This is a genomic window from Aquamicrobium defluvii (assembly GCF_004363725.1).
GTDB classification, from domain to species: domain Bacteria; phylum Pseudomonadota; class Alphaproteobacteria; order Rhizobiales; family Rhizobiaceae; genus Mesorhizobium; species Mesorhizobium defluvii.
In genome coordinates, this window is the sequence record NZ_SNZF01000002.1 from 253,370 (window position 1) to 271,168 (window position 17,799).

General features: G+C 64.6%; 12 protein-coding genes. 9 read left to right on the forward strand and 3 right to left on the reverse strand.

Translation table 11 applies throughout. The annotated features are described in order from the left end of the window. The first annotated feature begins 31 nt into the window (after positions 1–31). From DES43_RS02530 to DES43_RS02550, 5 genes are all read left to right on the forward strand, one after another. Complete coding sequence (locus DES43_RS02530; protein WP_035025323.1) at positions 32–1,036, forward strand: ABC transporter permease subunit; 1,005 nt, start codon at positions 32–34, stop codon at positions 1,034–1,036. Between the two features lie 10 nt (positions 1,037–1,046). Continuing rightward, positions 1,047–1,967: an ABC transporter permease subunit gene (locus DES43_RS02535; protein WP_035025325.1), complete on the forward strand. Its 921-nt coding sequence runs from the start codon at positions 1,047–1,049 to the stop codon at positions 1,965–1,967. Continuing rightward, a complete protein-coding gene (locus tag DES43_RS02540) occupies positions 1,967–2,812 on the forward strand; it encodes an ABC transporter ATP-binding protein (RefSeq protein WP_051520486.1) in 846 nt (281 codons plus the stop codon). The genes DES43_RS02535 and DES43_RS02540 overlap by 1 nt, the downstream gene beginning before the upstream one ends. Then, on the forward strand, positions 2,812–3,657 hold the full coding sequence (locus DES43_RS02545) for a dipeptide ABC transporter ATP-binding protein (protein ID WP_035025327.1): 846 nt from the start codon (positions 2,812–2,814) through the stop codon (positions 3,655–3,657). Before DES43_RS02540 ends, DES43_RS02545 begins: the two co-directional genes overlap by 1 nt. 164 nt (positions 3,658–3,821) lie before the next feature. Then, entirely contained in the window at positions 3,822–4,781 is a 960-nt protein-coding gene (locus DES43_RS02550; RefSeq protein WP_035025329.1) for a DUF1402 family protein, read from the forward strand. A gap of 76 nt (positions 4,782–4,857) precedes the next feature. Here DES43_RS02550 and DES43_RS02555 read toward each other — a convergent pair whose 3' ends face one another. Both DES43_RS02555 and DES43_RS02560 read right to left on the reverse strand, forming a co-directional pair. After that, positions 4,858–6,228, reverse strand: coding sequence for a dicarboxylate/amino acid:cation symporter (locus DES43_RS02555; RefSeq protein WP_035025390.1), 1,371 nt, complete (start codon positions 6,226–6,228; stop codon positions 4,858–4,860). A gap of 231 nt (positions 6,229–6,459) precedes the next feature. Continuing rightward, the gene (locus DES43_RS02560) at positions 6,460–8,739 is read right to left on the reverse strand and encodes an NADP-dependent malic enzyme (protein ID WP_035025332.1); all 2,280 of its coding nucleotides are present in this window, start codon (positions 8,737–8,739) and stop codon (positions 6,460–6,462) included. A 135-nt stretch (positions 8,740–8,874) separates the two neighbouring features. Here DES43_RS02560 and mutS point away from each other — a divergent pair, with 135 nt between their 5' ends. Further along, positions 8,875–11,598, forward strand: a complete 2,724-nt coding sequence (gene mutS, locus DES43_RS02565; RefSeq protein WP_051520487.1) for a DNA mismatch repair protein MutS — start codon at positions 8,875–8,877, stop codon at positions 11,596–11,598. A gap of 75 nt (positions 11,599–11,673) precedes the next feature. Continuing rightward, complete coding sequence (map, locus tag DES43_RS02570; protein ID WP_035025334.1) at positions 11,674–12,426, forward strand: type I methionyl aminopeptidase; 753 nt, start codon at positions 11,674–11,676, stop codon at positions 12,424–12,426. 42 nt (positions 12,427–12,468) lie between these two features. Here the strand turns inward: map and DES43_RS02575 are convergent, their stop codons facing one another. Further along, on the reverse strand, positions 12,469–13,023 hold the full coding sequence (locus DES43_RS02575) for a TetR/AcrR family transcriptional regulator (RefSeq protein ID WP_035025336.1): 555 nt from the start codon (positions 13,021–13,023) through the stop codon (positions 12,469–12,471). A 125-nt stretch (positions 13,024–13,148) separates the two neighbouring features. On the opposite strand from DES43_RS02575, the gene DES43_RS02580 reads away from it, so the two are divergent. Together DES43_RS02580 and DES43_RS02585 are read left to right on the forward strand one after the other, a co-directional pair. Continuing rightward, entirely contained in the window at positions 13,149–14,354 is a 1,206-nt protein-coding gene (locus tag DES43_RS02580; RefSeq protein WP_035025338.1) for an efflux RND transporter periplasmic adaptor subunit, read from the forward strand. Then, positions 14,351–17,440: an efflux RND transporter permease subunit gene (locus DES43_RS02585; protein ID WP_035025341.1), complete on the forward strand. Its 3,090-nt coding sequence runs from the start codon at positions 14,351–14,353 to the stop codon at positions 17,438–17,440. Before DES43_RS02580 ends, DES43_RS02585 begins: the two co-directional genes overlap by 4 nt. The last annotated feature ends 359 nt before the right edge of the window (positions 17,441–17,799 follow it).

Below are 17,799 nucleotides of genomic sequence, written 5' to 3' on the forward strand. Positions count from 1 at the left end.
CCCTTTCAAAAGGGCAACGCGAAGGTCCGTTATGCTTCGTTTTCTTCTCGGGCGGCTTGCCGTCCTGATCCCGACCTTCATCGGGGTCTCCATCATCGCATTTTCCTTCATCCGGCTGCTGCCGGGCGACCCGGTCGCGCTGCTGTCGGGCGAGCGCGTCATGTCGCCGGAGCGCCATGCCGAAATCACGCACCAGCTCGGCTTCGACCGGCCGTTGCCGATCCAGTATCTCGACTACATCGGCGGCGTTCTGACCGGCGATTTCGGCACCTCGATCGTCACCAAGCGGCCGATCCTCGACCAGTTCTTCTCGCTGTTCCCGGCAACGCTGGAACTGTCGTTCTGCGCCATCATCATCGCCGTGGTCATCGGCATCCCGGCCGGCATCTTCGCGGCCATGAAGCGCGGCTCCTTCTTCGACCAGTCGGTGATGGGCGTGGCTCTGGTCGGCTATTCCATGCCGATCTTCTGGTGGGGCCTGCTGCTCATCATCCTGTTCGCCGGCATATTGCAGTGGACGCCGGTTTCGGGCCGTATCTCGCTGATGTATTTCTTCCCGCCTGTCACCGGCTTCATGCTCATCGACTCGCTGCTGTCGGGCCAGAGCGGTGCCTTCAAGTCGGCGGTCAGCCACCTCATCCTGCCTTCCATCGTCCTCAGCACCATTCCGCTGGCCGTCATTGCCCGGCAGACGCGCTCGGCAATGCTCGAAGTGCTGGGCGAGGATTATGTGCGCACGGCACGAGCCAAGGGCCTGTCCACCTTCCGCGTCATCGGCATCCATTCGCTGCGCAATGCGATGATCCCGGTCGTAACCACCATCGGCCTGCAGGTGGGCGTGCTGATGGCCGGCGCGATCCTGACCGAGACGATCTTCTCGTGGCCGGGCATCGGCAAATGGATGGTCGATTCCGTCTTCCGCCGCGACTACGCCGTGATCCAGGGAGGACTGCTGCTGATCGCCGCCATCATCATGGTGGTGAATCTGGTCGTCGACCTTCTCTACGGCCTCATCAATCCGCGCATCCGGCACTGAGGAGGGCGTCATGACCGACACAAACACCGTCACGGCCACCGCCACCGGCATCGGTACGGATCCTTCGTTCAGGGCCCGGTTCGCGGAATTCTGGTTCTATTTCTCCGAAAATCGCGGCGCCGTCATCGGCCTGTGGGTGTTCATTGCGCTGGTGATCGTCGCCCTTCTGGCGCCGTGGATCGCGCCGCATGCGCCCGCCGCACAGTTCCGGGACGCGGTTCTGGTGCCGCCCGTGTGGGAAGAAGGCGGCCGCCCGGCCTTCCTGCTCGGCACCGATCCCGTGGGACGCGACATCCTCTCGCGCCTCATCCACGGCACCCGCTACTCCCTGTTCATCGGCACCATCGTCACCTCGCTGGCGCTGGTGGGCGGCATCATCGTCGGCGTCATCGCCGGCTATTTCCGCGGCTGGGTCGACACCGTGATCATGCGCGTCATGGACATCATCCTGGCATTCCCGTCGCTGCTGCTGGCGCTGGTGCTGGTGGCGGTTCTGGGCCCGGGCCTCACCAATGCGATGATCGCCATCGCGCTGGTGCTGCAGCCGCACTTCGTGCGCCTGACCCGCGCTGCGGTGATGGCCGAAAAGACCCGCGATTACGTCGTCGCCGCAAAGGTTGCGGGCGCCGGGCACCTGAGGCTGATGTTCAGGACCATCCTGCCCAACTGCCTCGCCCCGCTGATCGTGCAGGGCACGCTCTCCTTCTCCAACGCCATCCTCGACGCCGCCGCCCTCGGCTTCCTCGGCATGGGCGCCCAGCCCCCGACGCCCGAGTGGGGCACGATGCTGGCCGAAGCGCGCGAGTTCATCCTGCGCGCCTGGTGGGTCGTGACCTTCCCCGGCCTCGCCATCCTCGTCACCGTGCTCGCCATCAACCTGGTCGGCGACGGCCTGCGCGATGCGCTCGATCCCAAGCTGAAGAGGTCGTGATGCCACTTCTCGAAATCAGGAACCTTACCGTCTCCTTCGAGACCTCCACCGGCCCGTTCATGGCCGTGCAGGGCATCGACCTGTCGGTCGAGCCCGGCGAAGTTCTGGCCATCGTCGGCGAGAGCGGCTCCGGCAAGTCGGTGTCGATGCTGGCGGTGATGGGGCTGCTGCCCAAGACCGCCACCGTCAGGGCCGACCGCATGGCCTTCGACGGCATCGATTTGCTCAGCCTCGATCCTGCCCAGCGCCGCAGGATCGTGGGCAAGGACATCTCGATGATCTTCCAGGAGCCGATCGCAAGCCTCAACCCCTGCTTCACGGTCGGCTTCCAGATCGAGGAGGTACTGCGCTTCCACATGGGCATGGACCGCGCCCGGCGGCGCGCCCGCGCCATCGAACTGTTCACTCTGGTCGGCATTCCCGAGCCCGAGCAGCGGCTCGGTTCCTACCCGCACCAGATGTCGGGCGGCCAGTGCCAGCGCGTGATGATCGCCATGGCCATCGCCTGCAACCCGAAGCTTCTCATCGCCGACGAGCCGACCACCGCGCTCGACGTCACCATCCAGAAGCAGATCCTCGATCTCCTGATGAAGCTCCAGGCCGAGCATGGCATGGGCCTGATCATGATCACCCACAATATGGGCGTGGTGGCCGAGACGGCCGACCGGGTGATCGTCCAGTATCGGGGCCGCAAGATGGAGGAGGCCGACGTGCTGTCGCTGTTCGAGAACCCGAAGAGCAATTACACCCGCGCCCTGCTCGCCGCCCTGCCCGACAACGCCGTCGGCGACAGGCTGCCGACCATCTCCGACATGATGTTCGAACCCGCCCCGGGAGCCGCGTAATGAGCAAGGACACCAAGGGAGCCGTCGTCGTCGAAGGCAGGGACATCAGACGCGACTATCATGTGCGCGGCGGCCTGTTCACGCCGGCCCGCACCGTCCATGCGGTCAAGGGCGTGTCGTTCAGCGTCGAGAAGGGCAAGACGCTGGCAATCGTGGGCGAGAGCGGCTGCGGCAAGTCCACGCTGGCGCGCATCATCACGCTGATCGATCCGGCGACGGCGGGCGAACTGTTCATCGACGGCCGCAAGATCGACATCGCCGCCGAGCCGCTGACGCCCGAGATGCGCCGCAAGGTGCAGATCGTGTTCCAGAACCCCTACGGCTCGCTCAACCCGCGCCAGAAGATCGGCGACATATTGTGCGAGCCGCTGGTCATCAACACCGATGTGAAGGCCGATGAGCGCCGCGAACGCGCGATGAGCATGCTGAAGAAGGTGGGCCTGGGCACCGAGCACTACAACCGCTACCCGCACATGTTCTCGGGCGGCCAGCGCCAGCGCATCGCCATCGCCCGCGCGCTGATGCTCAACCCGTCGCTGCTGGTGCTGGACGAGCCGGTGTCGGCGCTCGACCTGTCGGTGCAGGCGCAGGTGCTGAACCTGCTTGCCGACCTTCAGGACGAGTTCGGGCTCACCTACATCTTCATCAGCCATGACCTTTCCGTCGTTCGCTACATCGCCGACGACGTGCTGGTGATGTATTTCGGCGAAGCGGTGGAATACGGATCGCGTGACGCCGTGTTCTCCGATCCGCAGCACAGCTATACGAAGACGCTGTTCGCGGCGACGCCGCGTGCCGATGTTGAAAGCATCAGGGCACGGCTGACGCGCAAGAACGCCGCCTGAGGGCGGAACCCTGCCGGGGCTGGCGACCGGCCGCTGCCCCGGCACGGGCGATTGCCACATTTATGCAACGCCATGCCCTGTGCGGAACCCGCAGAAAGCATACGGCCTCGACTCGGGCGTCCTGTTTTCATAGTTTGTGCCGCATCCATCCTCGGGCAGCCCGCATGAAAAAACTGATACCCGTCGCAATCGCCCTGCTGGCGGCCTCTGTCGTCCTGCCCGCGCAGGCCGCCACGCTGGTGCCTTCCGGCAATCGTTCGGTCGAACAGCCTCCCATTCCGGGCGCATCGAGCCGGCGCACGCAGGCGACGAGCACGACCTTTGAGGCAAAATACCGCAAGATCTATGCGCTGCTGAAGAACGACCCCGCGCTGCGCGGCAAGATCAGGCAGGTTTCGGCGGCCTACGGCATCGATCCGATCCACATGGCGGGCGCCATCGTCGGCGAGCACACCTACAATGTCGACGCCTACGACCGGCTGCAAACCTATTACGTCAAGGCGGTCTCCTATCTCTCAAACCGCCTGACCTTCTCCTACAAGGGCGAGGACGTTTCCGACTTCGTGCAGCGCCCCGAATTCGATATCTGCGACGGCAAGGCCGACAGCTATTCGCTGTGGCAATGCCGCGACCAGGTGTGGAACAGATCGTTCCGCGGCAAGACCGTGGGCGGCAAGAGCTTCCCGAACGACCGGTTCGGCGCCACCTTCTTCCAGCCGCTCTATGCCGGCCAGACCTTCGGCCTCGGCCAGCTCAACCCGCTGACCGCATTGCAGATGGGCGACATGGTGCACAAGGTCTCTGGCCTGCCGAAGCTCGACGTGCGCAATCCCAATCAGGTCTACAAGACCATCATGGACCCGGACCTGACCCTGCCCTATGTGGCGGCGACGATCCGCAACTCCATCGATGCCTACAAGCGGATTGCCGGCTTCGACATTTCGGGCAATCCGGGCATCACCTCCACGCTTTACAATGTGGGGAACCCGGAGGCGCGAGCGCAGCAACTGAAGGCCGAAAACCGCACGCGTGCCGCTGCCGGCCAACCGCCCAGGCTGCCGCAGGAGAACTATTATGGCTGGCTGGTGAACGACAGGCTGGACGAGCTCAAGGCCCTGTTCTGAAAAGGCTTATCCTGAAATATGAAAGGGCCGGAACGGTTGCCGTTCCGGTCCTTTCTCCTGTCTGGAGCTTTGCGGGCTACTCAGCCGGCGCAAGCTGGCCGTCGCTCGCCTCGACGATCTCGCCGCGGTCATAGGCGGCCTGATCGAGGATGCCCTGACGCTTGGCGACGATGGTCGGCACCAGCGCCTGACCGGCCACGTTGACCGCCGTGCGGCCCATGTCGAGGATCGGATCGACGGCCAGCAGCAGGCCGACGCCTTCCAGCGGCAGGCCGAGCGTCGACAGCGTCAGTGTCAGCATCACGGTTGCGCCTGTGAGGCCGGCGGTGGCGGCGGAGCCGATGACCGACACGAAGACGATCAGCAGATAATCCTGAATGCCGAGATCGATGCCGAAGAACTGGGCGACGAAGATCGCCGAGATCGCCGGGTAGATCGAGGCGCAACCGTCCATCTTGGTGGTGGCGCCGAGCGGCACGGCGAAGGCGGCATATTCACGCGGCACGCCGAGATTGTTCTCGGTCACCTGCTCGGTCAGCGGCAGGGTGCCGATGGACGAGCGCGACACGAAGGCGAGCTGGATCGCCGGCCACGCACCCTGGAAAAAGCGCAGCGGGTTGAGGCCGTTGGCGCCGAGCAGCACCGGATAGACCACGAACAGCACCAGCGCCAGGCCGATATAGATGGCGGCCGAATACCAGCCCAGCTGTGCCAGCGCATCCCAGCCATAAACGGCGACCGCGTTGCCGAGCAGGCCGATGGTGCCGATGGGGGTGAGACGGATGACCCACCACAAAAGCTTGTGCACCACCTTCAGGAACGAGCGGTTGAAGGCGAGGAACGGATCGGCGGCCGGGCCGACGCGCAGGGCCGCCACACCAACGGCAATCGAGATCACCAGAATCTGCAGCACGTTGAAGCTGAGGCTGGTCGAGGCGCCACCATCCGTCACCTTGGTCGAAGCCGAAAGGCCGAGGATGTTGGACGGAATGAGGCCCTTGAGGAAATCGAGCCAGCTGCCGGTGGTGGAGGGCGCGCGCGCGGCGCTTTCCGTCACCGCCGTATGCAGGCCGGGCTGGAGGACGAGGCCCAGCGCAATGCCGATCACAACGGCGATCAGCGCGGTTATGGCGAACCAGATCAGTGTCTGCCACACCAGCCGGGCCGCGTTGTTCAGCTCCCGCAGATTGGCGATGGAGGCGACGATGGCCGTGAAGACCAGCACCGGAACCAGCGCCCTGAGCAGGGACACGAAGGACGAGCCGATGGTCGACAGGGTCATCGTCAGCCAGTTGGCGTTGCCGGCTGCATCCGGCCCCATCTGGCGGGCGACATAGCCGAGGGCAAGACCGGCCACCATGGCCACGAGAACCTGGAAGCCGAAGGAAGCATAGAGCGGTTTTTGCGCACGCGCAGAGCGCGAGGCGGCCTGGGAAGAGGATGACATGTCCGGACCTTCTGTCAGGCGCGCCGGATCGGACTCCGGCACGCCAATGCGGGATTGGCCGGAATTTACAACGACCCGAGACAGGCTTCACCGGATGAATTTTTGGCCAGGCCGACAGATAGGGAAATAATTTCCACAAATATTGATCTGATGAAAATCATATCCTCACATGTCGGAATTTCTCACCGGAAACCGGGCGACCCCGAATAGAAGATCGCCCGAACCCTCATTTCAGGTGCCGGCAGAGAACGCTGCAATCGCCGCCATGTTGACGATGTCGCTGTCCTTGGCGTTGAGCGACACGATCTGCACCGGCTTGTTGAGGCCGACCAGCAGCGGGCCGATGACGGTGGAACCGCCCAGTTCCTGCAACATCTTGGTGGCGATGGAGGCCGAGTGGAAGGCCGGCATGACCAGCACGTTGGCCGGCCCGTTCAGGCGCATGAACGGATATTGCTGCATGGCGGCGGGGTTGAGCGCCACGTCTGCGGCCATCTCGCCGTCATACTCGAAATCGACGCGGCGCTTATCGAGGATCTTCACCGCCTCCTGGATGCGCTCCGAGCGCTCGCCCTGCGGGTGGCCGAAGGTGGAATAGGCCAGCATGGCCACGCGCGGCTCGTAGCCCATGCGGCGCGCGAAGCTGGCCGCCTCCTCGGCGATGTCGGCGATCTGCTCGGCGTTCGGCATGTCGTGCACGGCGGTGTCGGCGACGATGACCGTGCGGCCGCGCGCCAGCACGATGGAGGCCCCGATGACGCAGTGGCCCGGCTTTGCGTCGATGACCCGGCGCACATCCTCCAGCGCCGTCGAATAGTTGCGGGTGACGCCGGTGACGATGCCGTCGGCATCGCCCAGCGCCACCATGCAGGCGGCGAAGTGGTTGCGGTCGTTGTTGATCAGGCGCTGGCAGTCGCGGAACAGGTAGCCCTTGCGCTGCATGCGCTCGTAGAGATAGTCGGCATAGACCGCGTTGCGGCGCGACAGCCGCGCATTGATGATCTCGATACCGGGCTTGTTGAGGTCGATGCCGGCGTGGCGGGCGTTTTCCTTGATGATGTCGTCGCGGCCGAGCAGAATAGCGGTGCCCAGCCCCTGATTGACGTAGGAGACGGCGGCGCGCATCACCTGCTCTTCCTCGCCCTCTGCGAAGACGATGCGCTTTGGTTGGCGGCGCACCCGGTCGTAGATGCGTTGTAGCGTGGAGGCGATCGGATCGCGGCGCGCCGAAAGCTCCTGCGCATAACGCTCCAGATTGACGATGGGGCGGCGCGCCACCCCGGTTTCCATCGCCGCCTTCGCCACCGCAAGCGGAATGGCCGAGATCAGGCGCGGGTCGAAGGGCACGGGGATGATGTAGTTCGGACCGAACTTCGGCCGGTTGCCCTGATAGGCGGCGGCCACGTCGTCGGGCACATCCTTGCGCGCCAGCTCGGCCAGCGCATGGGCGGCAGCGATCTTCATCTCCTCGTTGATGGTGGTGGCCTGAACGTCGAGCGCGCCGCGGAAGATGTAGGGGAAGCCCAGCACATTGTTGACCTGGTTGGGAAAATCCGAGCGGCCTGTCGCCATGATGGCGTCGGTACGGATCTCGGCCACTTCCTGCGGGGTGATCTCGGGGTCGGGATTGGCCATGGCGAAGATGATGGGATTCCTGGCCATGGACTGCACCATGGCCGGCGTCAGCGCGCCCTTGGCCGAGAGACCGAAGAACACATCGGCGCCTTCCATGGCTTCGGCCAGGGTGCGGGCTTCGGTTTTCACCGCATGCGCCGACTTCCACTGGTTCATGCCTTCCTGACGGCCCTGATAGACGACGCCCTTGGTGTCGCACAGGATGACGTTTTCGGGAGCAAATCCCATCGCCTTGATCAACTCGATGCAGGCGATGCCGGCGGAACCGGCGCCGTTGCAGACGAGCTTCGTCGTCTTCATGTCGCGGCCGGTGATTTCCAGCGCGTTGATGAGGCCGGCGGCGGAGATGATGGCGGTGCCGTGCTGGTCGTCATGGAAAACGGGGATGTCCATCAGCTCGCGCAGGCGCTGTTCGATGATGAAGCATTCCGGCGCCTTGATGTCCTCCAGATTGATGCCACCGAAAGAAGGCCCGAGATATTTCACGCAGTTGATGAATTCGTCTGCGTCTTCCGTGTCCACTTCGAGGTCGATGGAATCGACATCGGCGAAGCGCTTGAACAGAACCGCCTTGCCTTCCATCACCGGCTTGGAGGCCAGCGCGCCGAGATTGCCGAGCCCCAGAATGGCGGTGCCGTTGGAAATCACAGCCACCATATTGCCGCGGCTGGTGTAGTCGAAAGCGCGGCTGGGGTCCTCGGCAATAGCCTTGACCGGAACGGCGACGCCCGGCGAATAGGCGAGCGACAGGTCGCGCTGCGTGGCCATCGGCTTGGTCGGCATGATCTCCAGCTTGCCGGGGCGGCCGCGCGCGTGGAATTCCAGCGCCTCCTCGGGGCTGACTGAGGGGCTCGCGTTCTCGATCTTGCTGGGCATGTGCTAAAGGTTTCCTCACCGATGCCGCTCGTGCTCCCGCCGCGGCTTGTTTTTGTGGAGTTTGCGCAATTAAGGCTACACTTCCCCGCCGTAAAGCGCCAAGCCAATGCATATAGAAATTTTGGAAACAGTTTCTTGAACCACGAGACCCAAGTGCGCCCGGAAAGCGTAACCGGAACGCTCCCGGCAGTGGCCGCCGCCACGCCGATGATGGAACAATATCTGGAGATCAAGGCGGCGAACCCCGATTCGCTGCTGTTCTATCGCATGGGCGATTTCTACGAGCTGTTCTTCGACGATGCCGAAAAGGCGGCGCGGGCGCTGGGTATCGTGCTGACGAGACGCGGCAAGCATCAGGGACAGGACATCCCGATGTGCGGCGTGCCGGTGCATGCCGCCGACGACTATCTCCAGAAACTGATCGCGCTCGGATTCCGTGTCGCCGTCTGCGAACAGATCGAGGATCCGGCCGAAGCGAAAAAACGCGGCTCCAAATCGGTGGTGCGGCGCGACGTGATCCGGCTGGTGACGCCCGGCACCATCACCGAGGACAAGCTTCTGGCGCCGGCCGAATCGAATTTCCTGATGGCGCTCGGCCGGGTGAAGGGTGCGGCCGACCAGTCCTGCGCACTTGCCTGGATCGACATCTCGACCGGCGCCTTCCGGGTGGCCGAGACCAGCCACGACCGGCTGCTCGCCGACATATTGCGCGTCGATCCGCGCGAAATGATCGTGGCGGAACCGGTATTCCACGATCCCGAGCTGAAGCCCGTCTTCGACGTGCTCGGCCGGGTGGCCAATCCGCAGCCTTCCAGCCTGTTCGATTCCACGTCCGCGCCCGCCCGCATCGCCCGCTTCTTCGAGGTGGCGACGCCGGACAGCTTCGGCACGTTCGGCCGCGCCGAGCTGTCGGCCATTTCCGGCATCATCGCCTATGTCGAGAAGACGCAGAAGGCGGAGCGCCCGCCCCTGTCGCGGCCCGAGCGCGAGGAAAACGGCGCCACGCTGTTCATCGACCCGGCGACGCGCGCCAATCTGGAACTGCTGCGCACGCTTTCGGGCCAGCGCGAGGGCTCGCTGTTCAAGGCCATCGACCGCACGGTGACCGGTGGCGGGGCGCGCCTTCTGGCCGAGCGGCTGACCGCGCCGCTGACCGATCCGGCAGCGATCGCCGCGCGTCTCGATTCGGTTTCCTTCTTCCGCGCCGAGCCGCGCCTTGGCGAGGCGGTGCGGCTTTCGCTGAAGGGCGTGGCCGACATGCCGCGTGCCCTGTCGCGCCTTGCGCTCAATCGTGGCGGCCCGCGCGACCTCGGCGCGCTGCGTTCCGGGCTTTCGGCCGCTTCCGCCATTGCCGGCCTTTTCGCTACCGTCGAACCGCCGCCTGAAATCCGGGGTGCGCTGGCAGCCATCGCCGCGCTGCCGTCGGGGCTGGCGCAGCATCTGCAACTGGCGCTGGACGACGAGGTGCCGCTCCTCAAGCGCGACGGCAGCTTTGTGCGCGCCGGCTACGATGCGGAACTCGACGAGATGCGGGGGTTGCGCGACGAATCGCGGCGCATCATCGCCGGCATGGAACGCGATCTGGCGGAGGAAACCGGCATCCGCTCGCTCAAGATCCGGCACAACAACGTGCTCGGATACTATATCGAGGTGACGGCCAATCACCAGGCTGTCATGACCGGCACGGACCAGGCCAAGGCACGCTTCATCCATCGCCAGACCATGGCCAACGCCATGCGCTTCACCACGACCGAACTGGCCGGGCTGGAAAGCCGGATCGCCAACGCTGCCGCACGCGCGCTGGCCATCGAGCTTGCCGTGTTCGAGGCGCTGGTGAAGGAGGCCGTGGCCGAGGCGGAAGCCATTCGCGCCGGCGCCGACGCTCTTGCCGTGCTCGACGTGTCGGCGGCGCTGGCGTTGCTGGCAGAGCGCGAGGACTGGTGCCGGCCGCAGGTGGATTCCAGCCTCGCCTTCGAGATCGAGGGCGGCCGCCACCCCGTGGTCGAGCAGGCATTGCGCCGTCTCGGCGATGGCCCTTTCGTGGCGAACGATTGCGACCTTTCGCCGGAGGGCGACGCCGGGCATGGGGCGATCTGGCTGCTGACCGGTCCCAATATGGGCGGTAAATCCACCTTCCTGCGCCAGAACGCGCTGATCGCCATCCTCGCCCAGACCGGTTCCTTCGTGCCGGCGGCGAAGGCGCGTATCGGCGTGGTCGACCGGCTGTTCTCGCGCGTCGGCGCATCCGACGATCTGGCGCGCGGGCGCTCGACCTTCATGGTCGAGATGGTGGAGACGGCGGCGATCCTCAACCAGGCCGGCGAGCGCTCGCTGGTGATCCTCGACGAGATCGGACGCGGCACCGCCACCTTCGACGGGCTCTCCATCGCGTGGGCGGCGGTGGAATATCTGCATGAGCAAAACCGCTGCCGGGCGATCTTCGCGACCCATTTCCACGAAATGACGGCGCTGGCCGAGAAGCTCACCCGCCTGCACAACGTCACCATGCGCGTCAAGGAATGGGAGGGCGACGTCGTCTTCCTGCACGAAGTGGGCAAGGGTGCGGCCGACCGCAGCTACGGCGTGCAGGTGGCCCGCCTCGCCGGCCTTCCGGAAGCCGTGGTGGCGCGCGCCCGCGAGGTGCTGCACCAGCTAGAGGCAGGCGAGGTTTCGGGCAAGGCCGAGCGGCTGATCGACGACCTGCCGCTGTTTTCGGCCGCCGTGAAGCGCGAGCCGCCCAAACCGGCCCCACGCTCCGACGCGCTCACCGAGGCACTTGCCGGACTGCATCCCGACGAGATGACGCCACGCGATGCTCTGGAAGCCATCTACCGGCTGAAGGGACTGGCACCCGGCTGAACCGGGCCTCGGCTTGCGGCGACGGCGGGTGCGGTCTATCTGCGGGCGACCGAAAAAAAGCGAGACACAAGGCCGATGACCATTTCGAACCAGGACGAATTCGACGCTCTCAAGGAGATCGGCCGCATCGTCGCCGATACGCTCAAGGCGATGGGCGCCGCCATCGAGCCGGGCATGACGACAGCCGAACTGGACGCATTCGGCCGCAAGCTGCTGGAGCAGGCCGGCGCGCGTTCAGGCCCCGAACTCTGCTACGATTTTCCGGGCGCGACATGCATCAGCGTCAACGAGGAAATCGCTCACGGCATTCCCGGCGACCGCCGCATCGGGAAAGGCGATCTGGTCAATATCGACGTGTCGGCCGAAAAGAACGGCTATTTCGCCGATACCGGCGCGTCGTTCACCGTGCCGCCGGTGTCGCGCAACATCGAGCGGCTGTGCCGCGACGGAAAGCGGGCCATGTGGGCCGGCATCGCGCAGGCGGGAGCGGACAAGCCTTTGTCGGGTATCGGCAAGGCGATCGGCAGCTTCGCGCAAAAGAACCGCTATACGCTGGTGCGCAACCTCGCCAGCCATGGCGTCGGCCGCTCCCTGCACGAGGAGCCGGAATCCATCGCAACCTGGCCGGACCGTTCGGAACGCCGGATCATGAACGACGGGCTCGTTTTCACCGTCGAGCCCTTCCTGTCTCTGGGCGCGGAATGGGCGGAGAACGGCGAGGACGACGACTGGACCCTCTACAGCGAGCCGCGCGCGCCTACCGTGCAATACGAGCACACCGTCGTTGCCACGCGCAGCGGCCCCGTGGTGATAACACTGCCCGGCTGATCCGATGCAGGCACTGGTGCGTCCGCATGGACGCACGGCGCTCTATCCGGCGATATTGCTGTCAGCTCCTGCCAGCGACAGCAGCGAATCGATCAGCAACTGTCGCTCTTCGTCTTCCAGCGTGTGAAACTCGAAAAGAGTCATGCTGCGCAGCCCCTCGATAGCCAGATAGGTGACAAGCAAAGCTTTCAGATCGGGCGTTTTGGCCTTCAGCCGCTCGAAAAGCTGGCGCTTGAACGTTTTGAGCGGCGTCAGGAATTCGGGGTCCTCGGCAATAGCCGAGAAAATCCAGGAGGCTGACGCTTCGGTCTCCTGACATTCCTCGACCGAAAGGCGGATATAGGCGGACAGCAGATTTTTGCGCCCGTCCGCGGAATGAACTTCCTCCAGAGCCTTGTCGAAGTCCCGCAGATACTGCTCCACCAGAGCCTGCATCAGCCTTGCCTTGCTCGGGAAATTGTAAAGCAGGCCGCCTTTCGATATACCCGCGCGGTTGGCAACAGCGTCGAGCGAGAGATTGCCGGGACCGGCTTCTCGCGCTACATCGGCTGCCGCCGCAAGGATTTTGTCGCGTGAATTTGGCTTTCTGGGTTTCATGATCGCTCCCCATACGGAGCTTAAACCCAATTGACAATACCGTCCAGACGGTACAGTAGAGAACCCCGAATTTACGCACGCTGTCCGAAACCTGAATTCAGAACAGGCGACCGAGAGGGATTACCTTGATCAAGCGCTTCATCATCGCATTCATCCTGCTCGTGATTGTCTGCGGCGGCATCGTCGGCTTCAATCTTTTCCGCGACAAGGCAATCGAGGATTTCTTCGCCAACATGCCGGTCAATCCGCTGACGGTATCGACCGCCAGGGTCGAGCCGACCACATGGACCCCGAATATCGAGGCCATCGGAACCGTCTCGGCCGCCAGCGGCGTCGATCTGACCGTCGAGACCACAGGCATCGTCAAGGAGATCCTGTTCAAGGCCAATGAAAGGGTCGAGCGGGGACAGGAACTGGTGCGGCTGGACGATGCCGTGCAGAAGGCGGATCTCGAGGCCGGCAAGACGCAGGAAGCGCTCGACAAGCAGGCGCTCGACCGCGCCGTCGCCCTGCAGAAGCGCGGGGTGGGCACCGATGCGACGCTCGACGCCGCCCGCGCCAGCTGGCAGACCTCGATTTCGCAGGTCGCCAAGCTCCAGGCCGTCCTCGACCAGAAGCTGCTCAAGGCGCCGTTCTCCGGAACCATCGGCATTCCGCGCATCGAGGAGGGCCAGTATGTCGCCCCCGGCAACGCGGTCGCCACGCTGCAGGACCTCGACACGTTGCGCGTCGACTTCACCGTCGCGGAGCAGCGCTTCCCCGATCTGAAGATCGGACAGGAAGTGCTGTTCGGCCTGACCGGCGACGACATGCCCTACAAGGGCGCCATCACCGGCATCGACCCGAAAATCGATCCGGTCAGCCGGCTGGTGTCGGTGCGCGCGGAAATCTCCAATGTGGACGGGCGTCTCAGCCCCGGACAGTTCGTGCAGGTGCGCGTCATCCTGCCGAGCGAGGACAACATCATCGCCGTGCCGCAGACCGCGCTGATCAGCAGCCTTTACGGCGACTACGTCTATGTCGTCCGCTCCGCCGACAAGGCCCCGAACGAGCCGAAGAAGGCCGAAGCCGGCGAGGCTGTCGCGGCCTCTGACGGACAGAAGCCGGCCGAAGGGGAAACCGCCGATGCGAATCCTTCTCTGGCCGTGACGCAGGTTTTCGTCAGCATCGGGCGCCGCTCCGGTGACCGGGTGGAAATCACGCGCGGCATCGAGGCCGGCGACGAAGTGGTCACGGCCGGCCAGAACCGTCTCAACAACGGCTCGCCCGTCGTGGTCGACAACACCATCGACCCGTCCAGGGCCGGGCAGCCCGGGAGCAACGGCCAATGAATTTTTCCGCGCTCTTCATCCGACGCCCTGTCCTTTCGACCGTTGTCGCGCTGCTGATCCTGCTGCTCGGCTTTCAGGGCCTGTTCAACCTGTCGGTCCGCGAATATCCGAAGGTCGACGAAACCGTCATCACGGTCACCACCGTGTATCCGGGCGCCAACCCGGACCTGATCCAGGGCTTCATCACAGCCCCGATCGCCGAAGCCGTGGCGACCACCGAGAACATCGACTACGTCAGCTCGCAAAGCATGCCGTCGTCTTCGGTGGTCACCGTGCAGATGAAGCTCGGCTCCAATCCCGACACGGCGCTCACCGAGGTGATGTCCAAGGTGCAGGAGGTGCGCGGGCAATTACCGAGCGGCGCCAAGGACCCGACCATCGTCAAGGGCACCGGCCAGCAGTTCGCCATCATGTACCTGGCCGTGCAGAGCCCGCACATGACCTCGGAGCAGCTCACCGAATATATCGAGCGCGTGCTGCGGCCGCGCATGTCGACCATCGAGGGCGTCGCGCAGGTTCAGGTTCTGGGCGCGGCGAACTACTCGATGCGCGTGTGGATCGACCCGATCCGTCTTGCCGCGCGCGGCCTGACCGCCGCCGACGTGCTGGGTGCGATCAACAGCTCGAACTTCCTGGCTGCGCCGGGCAAGACCGAAAACGAGTATGTGGCGCAGTCGATCACGCTGCGCTCCACCTTGCAGACGCCGGAATCCTTCGCGGCCCTGCCGCTCAAGTCGGACGACAAGAACGGCGTGGTCAGGCTGCGCGACGTCGCGCGGGTCGAGCTGGCGGCCGAGAGCACCGACACACGCGTCGTGTTCAACGGCCAGCCGGGCACCTTCATCGGCATATTCCCGACGCCGTCGGCCAACCCACTCGATACCGCCTCGGCAGTCGAACGGGAGCTGCCCGACATTCAGGCCAGCCTGCCGCAGGACATGAGCATCACGCTGGTCTATGACGCCACCGACCAGATCAGCGCTTCGATCAAGGAGGTGTTCAAGACCATCGGCGAAGCGGTGATCATCGTCATCCTCGTGATCCTGCTGTTCCTCGGCTCGCTGCGGTCGGTGGTGATGCCCGTCATCACCATCCCGCTGTCGCTGATCGGCGTCGGCTTCTTCCTCTTCCTGATGGGCTATTCGATCAACCTGCTGTCGCTTCTGGCCATGGTTCTGGCCATCGGCCTGGTGGTCGACGACGCCATCGTCGTGGTGGAGAACATCCACCGCCACATGGAGGAGGGACTGAGCCCGATGGACGCCGCGTTCGTCGGCATGCGTGAAATCACCGGCCCTGTCGTGTCGATGACGATCACGCTGGCCGCCGTGTTCGCGCCGCTGGCTTTCACCGGCGGCCTGACGGGCGCCCTGTTCCGCGAGTTCGCGCTGACGCTCGCCGGCGCTGTGGTGATTTCCGGCCTTGTCGCGCTGACGGTCACGCCGATGATGTCGGCGCGCCTGCTCAAGTCCGGCAGCCACAGCCGTTTTGCGACCTTTGTCGACCGGACCTTCGACCGTATCGCCAACCGCTACGAGCGGCTGGTTTCCGGCTCGCTGAAGTATCGGCCGGTAACGCTGATGATCGTCATCGCGCTGGTATCGGTCACCGGCTTCATGTTCTTCAAGACGTCCAGCGAGCTGGCGCCCGAGGAAGACGTGGGCGCGCTGTTCTCGCTGGTCTCCGGACCACGCTTTGCGACCTCCGACTACACCAGCCTCTATCTCGACCAGTCCTATCAGATCACCAAGGACCTGCCCGAGCTGCGAGCGGCCTTCTCCGTGGTCGGCATCGGCGGCGGCACCAACAGCGGCTTCGCCATCTGGGCCTTCAACGACTGGGCCGAGCGCACGCGTTCGCAGAAGGAGATCCAGACCGACATCCAGGGACGGCTTGGCAAACTCGCCGGTGTCGAGGCTCTGGTGTTCGCGCCGCCATCGCTGCCGGGCGCCGGCGGCGGCCTGCCGATCTCGATCGTCATCCAGTCGACTGGCGAGGCCAGCCAGGTCTACGAGGTGGCCGAACAGATCAGGCGAGAAGCGCAGGCATCCGGCCGGTTCATCATCGTGCAGAACTCGCTGTCCTTCGACGCCCCGCAGGTCACCGTCACCATCGACCGCGATCGCGCCGCCGCGATGAACATCCCGATCAGCGAGATCGGCCAGACGCTCGGCCTGCTGGTGGGCGGGGCCGAAGTGGCCCAGTTCGACCGCGACTCCAACTCCTACGACATCATTCCGCAGGTGCCGCAGGAATACCGCAACAATCCCGAACGGCTCGGGGACTTCTTCGTGCGCGCCTCCAGCGGCGAGATGGTTCCGCTTTCGACCGTGGTGAAGATTTCCACCAACTCGTCGCCAGCCTCGATCGACCAGTTCAACCAGCTGAACTCGGCGACCATCTCGGCGCTTCCGGTGCCGGGCGTGACCACCGGCACCGGCGTGCAGACCATCGAGCAGATCGCCCAGTCGGCGCTGCCGAACGGCTTCTTCATCGACTATTCGGGCCAGTCCCGTCTCGAGAAGGAACAGGGCAACACCATCATGATCGCCTTCGCGCTGGCCGTGGTGGTGATCTATCTGGTGCTGGCAGCCCAGTTCGAGAGCTTCCGCGACCCGCTCATCATCATGATGTCGGTGCCGTTGTCGATCTTCGGGGCCATCATCCCGCTCAATCTGGGACTGGGTACGCTCAACATCTACACCCAGGTCGGCCTGATCACGCTGATCGGCCTGATCACCAAGCACGGCATCCTGCTGGTGGAGTTCGCAAACCAGCTGCGCGCCGAACAGGGCCTGTCGCGGCGCGACGGCATCGTGGCCTCGGCCAAGGTGCGGCTGCGCCCGATCCTCATGACCACGGCGGCGATGGCGCTGGGCGTGGTGCCGCTGATCACCGCGCAGGGCGCCGGCGCAGCAGCCCGCTACTCCATGGGTCTGGTGATCTTCTCCGGCATCCTCATCGGCACCATGTTCACGCTGTTCGTGGTACCGATGTTCTATACCTTCCTGGCCAGCAAGGATCATGGCGACGCCTATGCCCACGATGCTCCGCAGCCGGAGGCGGAACCCGCGCCATCTCGCTGAGGCGCGATCCACGAGAGACCAGACAGCCCGGCACAGTCCGGGCTGTTTCCTTTTAAAAGCCGGATCCGGTCCGGGCATCGTCGCTCCGGCGGCAGAAAAAGATGGCATATGATGTGCCGCGGACCTATTCTGTACGGCCAGACAGCAAGCAGGGCGCTGCGCCAGAGTAAGCCAAGGAAATACGAGATGCCTCCCTATCGTTCCCGCACGACGACGCATGGCCGCAACATGGCGGGCGCCCGGGGTTTGTGGCGTGCGACGGGCATGAAGGACGGGGATTTCGGCAAGCCGATCATCGCGGTTGTGAACTCGTTCACGCAGTTCGTTCCGGGGCATGTGCACCTGAAGGACCTCGGCCA

Bases quoted from the DNA above. Each gene is read 5' to 3' on its own strand.
- DES43_RS02530 (WP_035025323.1), top strand. From the start codon at position 32: ATGCTTCGTTTTCTTCTCGGGCGGCTTGCCGTCCTGATCCCGACCTTC.
- DES43_RS02535 (WP_035025325.1), top strand. From the start codon at position 1,047: ATGACCGACACAAACACCGTCACGGCCACCGCCACCGGCATCGGTACG.
- DES43_RS02540 (WP_051520486.1), top strand. From the start codon at position 1,967: ATGCCACTTCTCGAAATCAGGAACCTTACCGTCTCCTTCGAGACCTCC.
- DES43_RS02545 (WP_035025327.1), top strand. From the start codon at position 2,812: ATGAGCAAGGACACCAAGGGAGCCGTCGTCGTCGAAGGCAGGGACATC.
- DES43_RS02550 (WP_035025329.1), top strand. From the start codon at position 3,822: ATGAAAAAACTGATACCCGTCGCAATCGCCCTGCTGGCGGCCTCTGTC.
- DES43_RS02555 (WP_035025390.1), bottom strand. From the start codon at position 6,228: ATGTCATCCTCTTCCCAGGCCGCCTCGCGCTCTGCGCGTGCGCAAAAA.
- DES43_RS02560 (WP_035025332.1), bottom strand. From the start codon at position 8,739: ATGCCCAGCAAGATCGAGAACGCGAGCCCCTCAGTCAGCCCCGAGGAG.
- map (WP_035025334.1), top strand. From the start codon at position 11,674: ATGACCATTTCGAACCAGGACGAATTCGACGCTCTCAAGGAGATCGGC.
- DES43_RS02575 (WP_035025336.1), bottom strand. From the start codon at position 13,023: ATGAAACCCAGAAAGCCAAATTCACGCGACAAAATCCTTGCGGCGGCA.
- DES43_RS02585 (WP_035025341.1), top strand. From the start codon at position 14,351: ATGAATTTTTCCGCGCTCTTCATCCGACGCCCTGTCCTTTCGACCGTT.